General features: G+C 66.6%; 13 protein-coding genes and 1 tRNA gene. 3 read left to right on the forward strand and 11 right to left on the reverse strand.

The window, feature by feature from the left end:
- Positions 1–51 precede the first annotated feature (51 nt).
- Positions 52–1,089 (reverse strand): AraC family transcriptional regulator, encoded by a 1,038-nt coding sequence (locus VL15_RS23485; protein WP_048248864.1) that lies wholly within the window; start codon positions 1,087–1,089, stop codon positions 52–54.
- Between the two features lie 226 nt (positions 1,090–1,315).
- Between VL15_RS23485 and VL15_RS23490 the strand changes: the two genes are divergently transcribed.
- A complete protein-coding gene (locus VL15_RS23490; protein ID WP_048248865.1) occupies positions 1,316–2,425 on the forward strand; it encodes a fatty acid desaturase in 1,110 nt (369 codons plus the stop codon).
- Positions 2,426–2,463: 38 nt separating this feature from the next.
- Here VL15_RS23490 and VL15_RS23495 read toward each other — a convergent pair whose 3' ends face one another.
- From VL15_RS23495 to VL15_RS23530, 8 genes are all read right to left on the reverse strand, one after another.
- Positions 2,464–3,084: an HAD family hydrolase gene (locus tag VL15_RS23495; RefSeq protein WP_048248867.1), complete on the reverse strand. Its 621-nt coding sequence runs from the start codon at positions 3,082–3,084 to the stop codon at positions 2,464–2,466.
- Between the two features lie 133 nt (positions 3,085–3,217).
- Complete coding sequence (locus VL15_RS23500; RefSeq protein WP_048248868.1) at positions 3,218–4,072, reverse strand: hypothetical protein; 855 nt, start codon at positions 4,070–4,072, stop codon at positions 3,218–3,220.
- A gap of 51 nt (positions 4,073–4,123) precedes the next feature.
- Complete coding sequence (locus tag VL15_RS23505) at positions 4,124–4,780, reverse strand: TerD family protein (protein WP_048248869.1); 657 nt, start codon at positions 4,778–4,780, stop codon at positions 4,124–4,126.
- A 92-nt stretch (positions 4,781–4,872) separates the two neighbouring features.
- Entirely contained in the window at positions 4,873–5,889 is a 1,017-nt protein-coding gene (locus VL15_RS23510; RefSeq protein ID WP_048248870.1) for a DUF475 domain-containing protein, read from the reverse strand.
- Between the two features lie 42 nt (positions 5,890–5,931).
- On the reverse strand, positions 5,932–6,678 hold the full coding sequence (locus tag VL15_RS23515) for a VWA domain-containing protein (protein WP_048248871.1): 747 nt from the start codon (positions 6,676–6,678) through the stop codon (positions 5,932–5,934).
- A 10-nt stretch (positions 6,679–6,688) separates the two neighbouring features.
- Complete coding sequence (locus VL15_RS23520) at positions 6,689–7,777, reverse strand: toxic anion resistance protein (protein ID WP_048248872.1); 1,089 nt, start codon at positions 7,775–7,777, stop codon at positions 6,689–6,691.
- Positions 7,778–8,131: 354 nt separating this feature from the next.
- Positions 8,132–8,548 (reverse strand): hypothetical protein, encoded by a 417-nt coding sequence (locus VL15_RS23525; RefSeq protein WP_048248873.1) that lies wholly within the window; start codon positions 8,546–8,548, stop codon positions 8,132–8,134.
- A gap of 7 nt (positions 8,549–8,555) precedes the next feature.
- Positions 8,556–9,185, reverse strand: coding sequence for a LysE family translocator (locus tag VL15_RS23530; protein ID WP_048248922.1), 630 nt, complete (start codon positions 9,183–9,185; stop codon positions 8,556–8,558).
- Between the two features lie 346 nt (positions 9,186–9,531).
- Between VL15_RS23530 and VL15_RS23535 the strand changes: the two genes are divergently transcribed.
- Positions 9,532–11,712 carry a TonB-dependent receptor gene (locus VL15_RS23535; RefSeq protein WP_048248874.1) on the forward strand — a complete coding sequence of 727 codons (2,181 nt, stop codon included), beginning with the start codon at positions 9,532–9,534 and terminating at the stop codon, positions 11,710–11,712.
- A 57-nt stretch (positions 11,713–11,769) separates the two neighbouring features.
- A tRNA-Ser gene (locus tag VL15_RS23540) sits at positions 11,770–11,860 on the forward strand.
- A gap of 87 nt (positions 11,861–11,947) precedes the next feature.
- Here VL15_RS23540 and VL15_RS23545 read toward each other — a convergent pair.
- Positions 11,948–13,963 (reverse strand): sodium:solute symporter family protein, encoded by a 2,016-nt coding sequence (locus tag VL15_RS23545; protein WP_048248875.1) that lies wholly within the window; start codon positions 13,961–13,963, stop codon positions 11,948–11,950.
- A 3-nt stretch (positions 13,964–13,966) separates the two neighbouring features.
- Positions 13,967–14,311 carry a DUF4212 domain-containing protein gene (locus VL15_RS23550; RefSeq protein ID WP_048248876.1) on the reverse strand — a complete coding sequence of 115 codons (345 nt, stop codon included), beginning with the start codon at positions 14,309–14,311 and terminating at the stop codon, positions 13,967–13,969.
- Positions 14,312–14,320: the final 9 nt, after the last annotated feature.

Genomic DNA, 14,320 nt, shown 5'->3' on the forward strand with positions numbered 1-14,320 from the left:
GCCTGCGCGGGATCCGGCAGGCGCGCCGCGAAGGCCGGTGCCCTCCCGCGTTCAGCGCCGCTCGCTCGGCGCAACGCCCGTCCAGCGCTTGAACGCGCGCGTGAAATTGGCGCGGTCCGTATAACCGACGCGCGCCGCGATCTCGTCGACCGGCAGGCGCGTGCCCGCGAGCAGCCGCAGCGCGTCGCGCAGCCGGATCTCATCGAGCAGCGTCGAATAGGTCGCGCCGTACTCCGCGAGCTTGCGCTTGAGCGTGCGCGCCGACACATGCAGTTCGCGCGCGATGTCGTCGACCGACGGATAACCGCCGTCGCCGCAGATCAGCAAATTGCGCACGCGCTCGACGATGCTCTCCGCATAACCGAGCCGCGCGAGTTCGGCCTCGCACTGCTGGACGATCATCTGCGCGGTCTGCGCGTTCGCGGTGCCGATCGGCTCGTCGAGCAGCGCGGCGTCGCAGCGGATGCGGTTCGCGCTCGCGTCGAAATGGCAGCGCGGCAACCGCGCGCGATAACGCTCGAACCACGGCGGCTCGGGCCATTCGAAGTGGAGTTCGGCGCGCGACTGCAGCGTGCTCCCCTGCGCCGGATACAGCAGCGAATTGAACAGGATCGCGGTCTCGACCAGGAAGTTCTCGACCGCGAACTGGCGCAGCCGGCCAAGCGGAAATGCTTCGAGCACGTCGATGTCGACGATCCCGTCGAGCTGCGCGAGCCGCACCGAGAAAAACGGCACGCGCGTCGGCAGATAGCGGATGCCGAGCGCGATCGCCTCGCCGAGCGTCGCGCAGCTCATCAGCCCGAAGCCGATCAGTCCCGCTTTCGTCAGGCTGCTGCGCAGGCCGATCTCGATCGCGATCGACGGGTCGTCCGTCGCGTCGAGCAGGTTGAACACGATCGCCGCCTGTTGCAGCGGCGTGATGCGCGCATCGGGTTGCGCGAGCCGCTCGCGCTCGATGCCCGAGCCCGCGAGAATGCGGCCGCCGTCGATGCCGCGCTCCTCGGCCAGCATCAGCATGAACAGCGCATACGCGGACGACACCGTCGCCTTGTTCAGCTGGCGCGCGGCATCCGGGACGGACAGGACCATGCGGCGGACTCCGGAGCGGTTTCGGCGGATTGTAGCGTCGCTGGCCCGCAATGACACCGCGGCGGCACTCTAGCCGCGCGGCACCGCATCGTGCGCCCGTGCGTCGGCCAGCATGGCCCGAAATGACACCACCATTGGCACCGGCGGCCCTCGCGTGCGGTCCGGCGCGCGCCTATGCTTGTCACATCGGCATAACGCCCCACTCTTTCCGCACGGATTCCGGTCGATGAGCCAACCCGCACGAACCGCATTTCGCCACGACGCGGACAAGGTCGCGTACGTCCGCCGCGAGGTCAACGCCGCGAGCGACGCGATCCGCGCGCGCTTTCCGCTGCTCGACAACCAGAACCTCGTCGGCGCGACCGTGATGGCCGCCTCGGTCGCCGCGATGCTCGCGATCGCGTGGCTGTATGCGCGCGGCGCGATCGCGTGGTACGTCGCGCTGCCGCTCGCCGCGTTCGTCACGTCGCTGATCCACGAGCTCGAGCACGACCTGATCCACCTGATGTACTTCAAGAAGACGCCGTGGGCCTATCACCTGATGATGGCGCTGTGCTGGCTCACGCGGCCCGGCACGATCAACCCGTGGACGCGGCGGCGCATGCACCTGCATCACCACAAGGTGTCGGGCGGCGAATCGGATCTCGAGGAATTCGGCATCACCAATGGCGAGCACTGGGGCGTGAAGCGCCTGCTGATGATCGCGGACGGCATGCTGGCTGTCGTGCTGCGGCCGGCCGCGATGCGCCGCAAGGTGAAGCAGTACGTCGCCGCGCAGCCGGTGCAGGATGCGGCCGAACGCGTGCAGTTGCGTGTCGAGCAGGTGTCGTCGTACATGCCGGTCGGTCACGTGTATTACGCGCTGTGGCATGCGTTCATCGTCTATCACGTCGGCCTGTTCGCGCTGCATGCGTTCGGCTACGCGGCGACGGTGCCAGCCCTCGTCGAGCGCGCAATGAACGTCGTCGATTTCCTCGCGGTGGTATGGCTCGGGCCGAACTTCGTGCGCAGCTTCTGCATCAACTTCGTCAGCTCGAACATGCATTACTTCGGCGACATCGATTCGCGCAACGTGATCCAGCAGACCCAGGTGCTCAACCCGTGGTGGATGCTGCCGTTCCAGCTGTTCTGCTTCAATTTCGGCAGCACGCACGCGATCCATCACTTCGTGGTGCGCGATCCGTTCTACATCCGGCAACTGACCGCGCGCACCGCGCATGCGGCACTGCGCGAAGTGGGCGTGCGCTTCAACGACGTCGGCACGTTCGCGCGCGCGAATCGCTGGGGTGCCTATCGCTCGCCGCGCGGCGAGCGCCGCATGCAGGCCGACGCGTAACGCGGGCGTCCGGCGGCGCGCTGCGCCACCGCGGTCCATCAATCGCCGATCGGCGGCATCGCCCCCTGCCCGCGGATCCACGACCAGTTCGCGAGCTCGGCCATTTCCTTGTCGCCGCGGCTGTCGCCATACGCGAACAACTGCTTCGGCGGCCGGTTGCCCCACCATCCGCGCAGCCGCACGACCTTCTGCGGCCCCCAGCAGTTCTCGCCGTCGAGCCGCCCGGCGAACGTGCCGCGCTCGAACGCAAGCCGCGTTGCGAGCACGGCATCGAAGCCGGCCGTCTTCGCCCATTTCTCCAGATACAGCGACGGCGACGCGCTGACCAGCACGACTTCATGCCCGCGCGCCTGATGCTCGCGAATGCGCTCCAGCATTTCCGGACGCACGAAGCGCGGCAGATACGTGTCGACGAACGTGCGCGCCTGCGCGTCGAGCGCGTCCTCGCGGATCGGCCCGAACGCGAACGACGCGAACTTCGCCTTCGCGTCGCCGCGCGACAGCAGCCCGGCCTTCATCGCAACGATCCACGGCAGTGCGCGCAGCCCGGCCCATGCGAAGCGCGGCGTGCCGACCGCGTAGCGGACGAAATGGCGGAAGCTGTCGGTAGTCGTGATGGTGCCGTCGAAATCGAATGCGGCGACGATGCGGTCTGTCATGGGGAAGCGGCGGGAAAGCGATGAGATGCCCGGGAAGATAGCAGACTCGCGCCGGCGCGCGAGAAATGGCGTGACGTGATGCGCTCGAGGCAACGAACCCGCGCACCGCAGCACCCGGGTTCGTACCGTTCGCTCAGCGCTGCGGCCGCGCCGCCAGCGCAGCGGGCAGCACGACGTTCATCAGGTGGTCGGCGCGCGACAGCAGGTCGGCCACGCGTTCGTCGAGCCCGCGCAGTTGCGCGGGTTGCATCCGGATCTGCTGGACGGCCTGCCCGACGATGTTGCGGCGGTCGAACAACGTGCGCTCGACACCCGCGTCGTCCGGCACGTGCACGACGTCGGCCACCGCGCTCAGCGCCGCGAGCACGACCACGAGGTTTTCTTCCGCATGGCGGACCTTCGCAGCCAGCTCCTCGGTGCGGCGCGGGAAGAAGCCGAGCGACTGCTTGAGCGCGCCGAGTGCCGCACGGTAGTCGACATGGCCCGACGCCCCGCCGAACCAGCGTTCGAACATGCCGGCCTTGCGCGTCGCCTGCGCGAGCATCCCGGCCATCATGTCGGCCGCGCCGAGTTCGTTGAATTCGCGCGTCGTCGCCGCGACGGCTTCGACGAGGTTGCCCGCCGTCTCCAGCGCACCGTCGCCGATCGTCGCGACCGTCGCGAGCTTGAGCGGCACCAGTTGCCGGATGTGCCGCTCGATGCGCGGCGCGTAGTCGGGATAGAGATTCGGAAAGCTCGCCTGCGCGGCGCGGAAGCACGCGTCGAGCTGCGGGTGATTCGATTCGCCGAACAGCGCACGGCCGAGCGCATCGGCCGGCGCCGCGCGTTCGGCCTTGTCAGCCGCCGGCCCGAAGTCGAGCGCCTGCGGCGCCACTCGCTCGGGCACAGGCGCAGGCGCAGGCGGCGCGTCGAACGCAAGACGCCCGGGCGTGCGCTCGGGCGTCGTATCGAACTCGAGCCGCTGCGGCTCGTCGGACGGATTCGTCATCGCTGCATCCTGCCCGGCGCGGCGGTTTCCCGCACACCGGGCCGCGGCCAGTCAGACCGCGCCGCCGTAGGCGCGCACGAAGTCGCCGAGGCCGCGGTTGTAGCCGGCGCCGACGGCCTTGAACATGAAGTGACCGTCGCGGCGATAGAAGCTGCCGACCTGCACCGACGTCTCCATCGAGAAGTCTTCCTCGAGCGCGTACTTCGCGATCACCGCGCCCGACACCTCGTCGGCGATCTGGATATAGCTGTTGCGAACCTGGCCGAAATTCTGGCGGCGCGCTTCGGCCTGGTCGATCGTGACGACCACCGAGATTTCCTCGATATCGGCCGCGAGCTTCGTCATGTCGATGAAGATCACTTCGTCGTCGCCGTCGCCGCTGCCCGTGCGGTTGTCGCCGCTATGCACGACGCCCATGCACTTCGACGCGGGCATCCCGCGCTTCGGGAAATCGTCGCCCGGCTGGATGAAGGTTTCCTTGCGCTCCATCGTGCGCACTTCGCTGTTGTAGAACACGAAGTGCTGATCCGAGATCAGCTTCGGATTGCCCTGCGCGTCGTACTTGCACAGGAACACCGACACGTCGAGATCGAAATCCGTGCCCGTGTCCGTCGAGTTCGCGTCCCAACCGAGACCGATGCGGAATTTCTGCGTGCCGGGCGCTTCCTTCGACAGGTTGACGCGACCGCCTTTCGACAAATTGATCATCTGAACCTCTTCTGCTGGAACCGCCGTTGCGCCGGCGATTATGCCGAGCCGCCCTGCGCGGCCCCTTGTTGATGGTGTCCGTGCCGCGCGCGTTACTCGCTCGCCACCGCGGTCCGGTCTTCCCTGCGTTGCACGACGATCGACGACCACACGGCCGCCGCGATCATCGCCGCGCCGATCAGGCCCGTGACGACCTCGGGCACCTCGAACTTCACGCCGAGGAACATGATCGTTGCGAGCGCACCGATCGCCCAGAACGCGCCGTGTTCGAGAAAGCGATATTGCGCGAGCGTGCCCTTCTTCAGCAGCACGAGCGTCATCTCCCGGATATAGGCCGCGCCGACGCCAAGGCCGAGCGCGATCAGGAAGATGTTGTTCGACAGCGCGAATGCACCGATCACGCCGTCGAAGCTGAACGACGAATCGAGCACTTCGAGATACATGAAACCCGCGACGCCTTCGCGCACCACACGCGTTCCCGTCTCCCCGCCGCCGACCAGGTCGCCCACGCCGTGCGCGATCACGAAGCCGATCACGCCGAACGCGCCCGCGAGCAGGAAGCTGACCTGCTCGGCCGCCGGCACGTAGAACGACGCGACGATCACGATCGCGAGCGTCAGCGCCACTTCCAGCGCCGTGATGCGGCCGAGATGGCGCATCGGGCCTTCGAGGAAGCCGATCCAGTGCTCGTCCTTCTCGGTGTCGAGCATGAACTTGAAGAACACCATCAGCAGGAACGCGCCGCCGAACGCCGACACCTGGTGATGCGCGGACGTCAGCACCGCCGCGTACTTCTCGGGCGATTCGATCGCGAGCGTCAGCGCGTCCCACAGGCCGATGTGGCCGATCACCGCGACGATCAGCAGCGGGAACACGAGGCGCATGCCGAACACCGCGACCGGCAGGCCGAACACCATGAAGCGGTTGCGCCACTTCTCGGACCAGTTCTTCAGCACGGATGCGTTGACGACCGCGTTGTCGAGCGATAGCGAGATTTCGAGCACGGACAGGACCGCGACGATCAGCATGTCCTTCACGCCGCCGAGGAGATAGGCTGCGACCAGCGCGAGCACCGTGAGCGACAGCGGGATCTTGAAGTCTTTCAACATGATGGGGTATCGAGTTTCGGAAAAGTGGCGTGCGGGCCGCGCTTACTTCGCGCGCACCCAGTCGCAGAATTCCTGCGTGATCAGTTGTTCGTAGATCTGTTCGTCGCTGACGTCGAGCGATTCGAGATGCAGGAAACCGACGTTCGGCATCTCGTCCGCGACTTCCGCGAGGAAGCCGAATTCGCTCGGATCGCCGACGCCGACGAGCGACCAGTACAGCGGGAAGTGCTGCGACTCAGCCAGCAGCTGACGCACGCGCTTGCGGTCGTTCTTCGGGTTCTGGCCGTCGGTGACGAACAGCACCCAGGCAGGCAGATGGCCGTTCACCGGTGCGGATGCGGCCGGCGCGGGCGCTTCGTCCGCGCCGCCGAACAGCCGGCTCAGGAAGCCGCGCTTCGCTTCGCGCTGCGGCTGCGGCTCCGGCGCGCGGAAGAAGAAGTCGACGATGTCGTTCATCACCGGCGCATACTGCGTGCCGCCCCACTTGTCGATCCGGGCTTCGAGCACGTGATCGGAAATGTACGAGCCGTAGTTGTCCGGCGTCGCGGTCGGCAGGCGGTCGTAGCCCTCGGTGAAGGTCCACGTGTCGACTTCGCCGTTGTCGTCGAACTTCAGTGCGATGCCGAGGATTCGGTCGTGCGTGTCCTGGATTACACCCGACTGGTACAGCGGCTTCGCGGAGCCCGAGATGTCGAGCGCCGCGCCGACGCGCACGACGGGCGGCTTCAGGATCTGGCGTTTTTCGAGGACGATCACGACCTTCGCCGCGCGTTTCTCAAGCGTAATCATGCGGTGTTCCTCAAGAGTGCTTCGGAGCGAATCGTGTGATCAGGTCCTGTTCGAGCTGGCGCAGGCGCGGTGCGTCCTGGTCGCGCTGGCGCTTGCCGTCGGCGATGATCTGCGTGATGTCGTCGAACGCGCCGAACAGCTGCTGCTGCGCGTATTCGAACGTGTCGGTCGAGATCACCGGGCGCTGGCCGAGCTTCGCGACTTCCTGCGCGTTCTGGCGGTTCAGGTCGGCCTGCGCACGGATCGCCTCGTCGGCCGCGTCGTACGTCGCGTTCGCGAGCGCTGCCGCACGCTTCGTGCTGAGCTGCTCGAGATAGAGCGCAAACGCGTTGGTCCACGCGGGGATCAGCACGGTCTTGATCGTCATGAACTTCGACGTCAGCGTGCGTTTCTGGTCCTGCTCCATCCGGATCTGCGGCGCGAGCTGCTTCGACATCAGCATCGCGCGGTCGAGGTCGTCGAGCTTGCTTTCGAGCGCGTCGACCTTGCGCTTCACATCGAGCAGGCGTTGCGCGCCGAACGCGTCGTCCACCTGCTGCTGGCCGGCCGCGAGATGCGCGCGCAGCGTCGCGAGCGCCGTTTCGCCGTGCGCCTTCGACTGCGCGAGTTCCTGGTGCAGCGCGTAGTTGTCGTTGTACATCCGCTCGAGTTCGTCGATGCCGGCCTTCTGGCGCTGCGCATGGCTCCCGAGCTCGACGACGAGCGTGTCCATCCGCTTGCTCACCGACTCGTATTGCGACAGCAGCTTCTCCTTGGTCGAACGGAACAGCCGCGTGACCTGCGTGAGCAGCCCGCCCTTGTCGGCGCCGCGCGGGTCGAGCCCCTTCGCGGTCGCGATCAGTGCGTTGAGCTTGTCGCCGAACTGGTCGGCATCCGACGCGCGGACGCTCGCGAGAATCTGCTGGGAGAAGGCGGCGATCCGCGTGCCCTGCGTCGCACCGAGCTGGTCGATCTCGTCGACGGTGATCAGGCGCGCGTTCTCCATCGGCCGAGCTGCCGGCACGACGGCGGCGACAGGCACTGCGACGGGTGACAAAGACGGAGTGGAAGGACGATCGCTGACCGCATCGGATTTCTTGTCATCGAATAGCGGCTTCATGTGGCTACCACGTTTCCTTTTCTGCTTTTTTGCTACGTGTTGTCGTGCGCGCGAGGCGCGCATCCGCGATAACCGCCGTGCTCTCTCACGGGCGGCAGACGGACAATAAATGGCACGGCTGCATTACGTCAAGCGACGAAATTCTTTCAATTTCCATTCATTTTGTAATGAAATGCGTGGCCACGATGCCAGCCCGTCGCCACTCATGCCACCATGCGCGTTGGCCGCGTAAGGTTCGGACGCATCCAAACTTACATTCCCGACCAATACGAAAGAAAAATGAAATCACTGGTATTGGCGGATTTCAGACGCCGCGCATGGGCGGCCGAGAGGCTCACGATCGCCGATCGCGCGCTATCGATCCTGCACGCGATTCATGCCGAGCCGACGCAGGATGAACGGCACGGAGCGTTCACGAATCGTGAAGTCCCATCGCCCGTCGATACCCACGAACGTCGCGCTGAAATGCCGGTCGTCGACCCATGTGATGTCGTCCAGATGGCACGACGCATACATCGCGCCGACCGTGCGTTGCGCGCACACCTTCAGCGGATCCTTCGACACGAGCGTGAAGGTGACGGCCTCCTCGAACGGGCAGTCGTAGTCGGTGACGAGCAGATAGGCGGCCGGCGTTTCGAACTGGCGGAGCAGCACGTAGCCGGAAATGGCGAGACCGCAACGCACGCCGTCCACGAGCACATGCGTGCGTGACGGCCACGCTTCGTACGGACCGTCGTGCGTTTCGAGCGTAAAGCGCTCGACCGGCTTCATCGCCGCGTCAGTTCGCGGCCTTGCGATACAGCGCGACGTACCCCGCGAGCATCAGCAGCAGCGACCCGCTGACGCGGTTCAGCCACTTCTCCCCCGCCGCTTTCCACACCCGCACCGAATGCACGCCAAGCAGCGCGTAGCCGGTCATCCCGATGACATCGATCGCGACGATCGTCGCCGCGAGGATCGCGTATTGCGGCGCGATTACGTGCGACCGGTCGACGAACTGCGGCAGCAGCGCGGACATGAACAGGTAGTACTTCGGGTTGCTCATCGCGACGAAAAAGCTCTTCAGGAAAGCAGTCCGGCGATCCGGCGTCGGGGGCTCGAGTTCCTCGGCCACGGCGGACCGGCCGCTCGACATCAGCATCCGGATGCCGACATACGCGAGCCACGCCGCGCCGAGCAGCTTCAGCGTCACGAACGCCGTTTCGGATGCGTCGAGCAGCACGCCGAGGCCGAGCCCGACCAGTGCGACGAGCACGACGTCGGCCGTGACGGCGCCGAGCATGCCGACCATCGCGTGACGCAATCCGTAGCGCGAACCGTTGCTCATCGCGAGCAACACCGTCGGGCCGGGTGTCGCGACGCCGACGGACAGGATCAGGGCAAATGCGAGCAAGGCGGAGAGCGACATGGCGTGGCGTTCCTTCTGAAAGCGGCCGTGCGAACGGATGGCATCGTCGATCTCGGCCGTGCGGGCCGCAACCGGCGCGCCCGGTTTGCTACGACGAATGTGAACGGCCAATGATCGCACGCTCGTCCCGATGCCGCTCGGCGGCTGTGCGGTGCCGATCGTGCACGGCGATCGCCCGCCATCCCAGATAGTGATACCTCATTTTTGTAAACGACAATCATTCTCGTTTACGTTAGACTCCGCCGCTCGATAAAAACACGTCCGCGACAGCACGGACGCGTCACGCCGCCCGGATTCCGACTTGCCGCCCTGGGATGGATCACCGACTACCTCCGATTTGCGTCCCATGTCGACACTTTCGATACCCGTTCGGCGTCTCACGCCGATTGCATTCGGCATTGCGCTCGCCTGCACGCTCCCTGCCGCGGCGCTTGCCCAGCAGGCTGCCCCCGGCGCCAGCGCTTCGCCCGACGCGGCCGTGCTGCCGTCGATCAACGTGACCGGCGCCGCCGAGCCGCTGCCCGGCGACCTCGCGCCGACCTACGCGGGCGGCCAGGTCGCGCGCGGCGCGGATTTCGGCGTGCTCGGCCGGCAAAAGGCGAGCGACGTGCCGTTCAGCATGACCACCTACACGTCGAAACTGATCGAGGATCAGCAGGCGCGCACGCTCGCCGACGTGCTCGACAACGATCCGGCCGTGCGCAGCGCGTCCGGGTACGGCAACTTTTCGCAGGTGTTCGTCATCCGCGGCTTCCAGCTTGCCGGCGACGACGTATCGCTGAACGGCCTGTACGGCGTCACGCCGCGGCAGCTCGTCGAAACCGACGCGGTCGAACGCGTCGACGTATTCAAGGGCGCGAATGCGTTCCTGAACGGCGCGTCGCCGAACGGCTCGGCGGTCGGCGGCGGCGTGAACCTGCAGTTGAAGCGCGCGGACGACAAGCCGCTCACACGCGTCACTGTCGACGGCGAGGTGTCCGGTTCGTTCGGCACGCATGTCGACATCGGGCGCCGCTTCGGCAGCGAAGGCCAGTTCGGCGTTCGCGTGAACCAGTCGATCCGCGGCGGCGACACGGCCGTCGACGACGAGCGCCGCCGCAGCAACGTGACGGCCGTGTCGCTGGACTGGCGCGGTGACAAGCTGCGCCTGTACGGCGACTTCCTGTATCAACGGCAGCGCATCGACAACGGCCGCCCCATCGTGCTGATCAGCGGCAACGCGTTGCCGGCCGTGCCGTCCGCGACGCACAACTATGCGCAGCCGTGGAGCTTCAGCGAGCTCGAGGACACGGTCGGGATCGTGCGCGCCGAATACGATTTCCTGCCCGCGTGGACGGCCTATGTGTCGGCCGGCGCGCGTCATACGAACGAGCACGGCGACTACTACACACCGACCTACTCGTCGTCCGGCACGACCGGCTCGCGCCTGAGCGTGCCGCACAAGGAAGATGCGCAGTCGACCGAAGCCGGCGTGCGCGGCCGCTTCACGACCGGCCCCGTGTCGCACTTCGTGACGGCCGGCGCGTCGTTCATCCGCATCGACAGCCAGTCCGCGTACACGATGTCGAACGCGTTCCCGACGACGCTCTACGATCCGGCGCCGGTCACCTTCCCGCCGACCGCCTTCGCGGGCGGCAACATGGACGATCCGGGCACGGTCACCAGGACCTGGCTGCGCAGCTTCGCCGTATCCGACACGCTCGGCTTCCTCGACGACCGCGTGCTCTTCACGATCGGCGCGCGCCGCCAGTCGATCTCGGTCGACGACTTCAGCTACACGGGCGCGACCACCGCGACCTACAGCGACGCGATCACGACGCCGGTATTCGGTCTCGTCGTGAAGCCGTGGCGCAACGTGTCGATCTTCGCGAACCGCAGCGAGGCGCTCGCGCGGGGCGAAACCGCGCCGAGCACCGCGCGCAACGCGGGCCAGGCGCTGTCGCCGTTCCGCTCGAAGCAATACGAAGCCGGCATCCGCTACGACACCGACAAGTACGGCGCGTCGCTCGCGCTGTTCCAGATCGAGAAGCCGATGGCGTACACCGATCCGGCATCGAACCTGTTCGGCGCCAACGGCACGCAGCGGCACCGCGGCATCGAGACGGCCGTGTACGGCGAACCGTGGAAAGGCGTGCGGCTGATCGCGGGCGCGACGTACCTCAATGCAACGCTGCAGAACACCGCGGGCGGCGCCAACGACGGCAACCGGCCGATCGGCGTGCCGTCGTTCCTGTTCAACGCGGGCGCCGAATACGACGTGCCGATGCTGCGCGGCCTCACGCTGACCGCGCGCTGGATCCACACGGGGCCGCAGTATCTGGACGTCGCGAACACGATGTCGATCCAGGCGTGGGACCGAGTCGACCTCGGCGCGCGCTACGCGACGGAACTGTTCGGCAGGAAGACGACGTTCCGCGCGAACGTGCGCAACGTCGCGAACAAGTCGTACTGGTCGTCGACGATCGGCGGGTATCTGACGCAGGGCGATCCGCGCTCGGTGTGGTTGTCGATGACGACGGATTTCTGACGTCAGCGGAAGGGAGTGGCGGGCCGCCGCCAGAGTTTGCTATACTCTCGGTCTTCCGGAGAGATGGATGAGTGGTTTAAGTCGCACGCCTGGAAAGCGTGTATAGGTTAATCGCCTATCGGGGGTTCGAATCCCCCTCTCTCCGCCAGAACGCATGAAGCCCCTTGATTTCCCAGAAATCAAGGGGCTTCTCCTTTTGGCGCGCAGACACGTCCCTATCCGCCCGCCTCCCGCGTCACGGATGCCTGATGTAATCCACCAACGCCCGCGTATACTCATCCGGCCGCCGATCGCACAGACTCACCACGATCGCCACCGCAAACCCGGCCGGCACGCCGAACACGCCTGAGCTGATCGGCTCGATCCCGAACCACGTGCGCCCCGCGAACCCGGTCAGCTGCGTGAAGTACGGATAGGTCGACACGATGTAGTACACGCACACCGCGAGCCCCGTCACCATCCCGGCGATCGCGCCGCGCGTCGTCGTGCGCTTCCAGAACACGCCGAGCACGAGCACCGGAAAGAAGCTCGATGCCGCGAGCGAGAACGCGGCGCCGACGAGGAACAGGATCTTCCCCGTATTGAGCGACGCGACATACGACGCGAACAACGCGACACCAAGCAGCAGCACCTTCGAGATCGTCACGCGCCGCTGGCTCGACGCATCGGGCGCGACCATGCAGTAATAGACGTCGTGCGACAGCGCGTTCGCGATCGTCAGCAGCAGCCCGTCCGCGGTCGACAGCGCCGCGGCCAGCGCACCGGCCGCGATCAGTCCCGACACGACATACGGCAGCCCCGCGATCTCCGGCGCGGCCAGCACGACCATGTCCGGCTGCATCTGGATTTCCGACCAGTGCACGATGCCGTCGCGTATCACCTCGACGACGCTGATCAGGTCGGGCTCGAAGTGATGCCATTGCGTGACCCACGCCGGCAATTCGGCGAACGGCCGCCCGACGAGGTTCGCGAGGATCTCGTACTTGATCAGCACCGCGAGCACCGGCACGCTGAGATAGAACAGCGCGATGAAGAATAGCGTCCAGCCGACCGAGCGTCGTGCCGACGCGACCGACGTGGTCGTGTTGTAGCGCGTCAGGATGTGCGGCAGGCTCGCGGTGCCGAGCGACAGGCACAGCAGCAACGCGAGGAAATTCCGCTCGCGCGGCTTGCGTTCGTCGTCGCTCGCGGCGGGAAACGGCTCGTGCATCGGCACGGGCGGTTCGGCACGGGCAAGCAGATCGTCGCGCGCCTGCGTCCACGCGACACGCGCCGCCGCCGGATCGCGCGGGAAGTCGGCCAGCTCGCGCTCGCGCTGGCTGATCTCGCGCAACGGCCCGTTGTGGCGCCGCAGGTCGGCGAGCTGGTCGGCAAGATGCCTGCGTGCGTCCGCATAGGACGCCGGCAGCCGGTCGAGCCGCGTCTGGATGTCCGCGGCTTGCCGGCGGTACGCGTCGCGCACCTGCTGCTCCCCGGACGCATCGCGCACCTTCGCCTCGCGCGCCGCGACGCGCTCCATCAGCTTGCCGTAACTGAACTGCGGCACGGGGCCAAGGCCGTTCTTCATCGCGATCAGCGACACCGGAATCAGGATCGCGCTGATCAGGATGATGTACTGCGCGACCTGCGTCCACGTGACCGCACGCATCCCGCCGAGAAACGAGCACACGAGAATGCCCGCGAGCCCGCAGAAGATTCCGATCGCGAAATCGACGCCGATGAAGCGCGTCGCGATCAGGCCGATCCCCTGGATCTGCGCGACCAGATACACGAACGAACACAGGATCGCCGCGCCGGCCGCCAGCGCGCGCACGGCGGTGCTCGAAAAGCGCGTGCCGAGAAAATCGGGAATCGTATAGCGTGCGAGCTTGCGCACGTAAGGCGCGAGCAGGAAGGCGACGAGGCAGAACCCGCCGGTCCAGCCCATCACGTACGCCAGCGCGTCGTAGCCAGTGGAATAAAGCGATCCGGCCAGGCCGATGAACGACGCGGCCGACAGCCAGTCGGCCGCCGTCGCCATCCCGTTGAACGCGGACGGCACGCGCCGCCCGGCCACGTAGTACTCGACGAGATCGGACGTGCGCGACAGCAGCCCGATCACCGCATAAACGGCGATCGGCACGAACAGGAACACGTAGCCGATCCAGACGCCGGAGCCGGTCGCGCGCTCGATCCGCCACATCAGCAGCACGAACCCGAGAAACCCCAGCGTGTAGAGCGCGTACGCGCGTATCAGTCGATGCGTCAGCATGAATCAGCGCCCGCCGTGTGCGTTGGCGGTGCGCGCCGCATGGTCGTCATACGCGCGGCGCAGTGTGCGGTCCGCGCGTTGCATCAGCCCGATGTAGACGACGATCAGCACGAGATACACGAGAATCGCGCCCTGCGCGCCGACATAGAACGGCAGGCTGAAACCCGCGAAGCGCACACCCGCGAGCGCGGGCGCGAAGAACGGCACGACGAACGACACCGTGAAGCCGATCGCCATCAACACCGCGATCAGCGCGACGTTGAAACGCCAGTAGCGCGCGTGGGCACGCGCGAGCGGTTCGGGAACGGGCGGTGGCGCAACGGGCGCGGGACGGGTCGGAACGGTCATGCCGTTATG

Source organism: Burkholderia cepacia (genome assembly GCF_001039005.1).
Lineage (GTDB): Bacteria > Pseudomonadota > Gammaproteobacteria > Burkholderiales > Burkholderiaceae > Burkholderia > Burkholderia theae.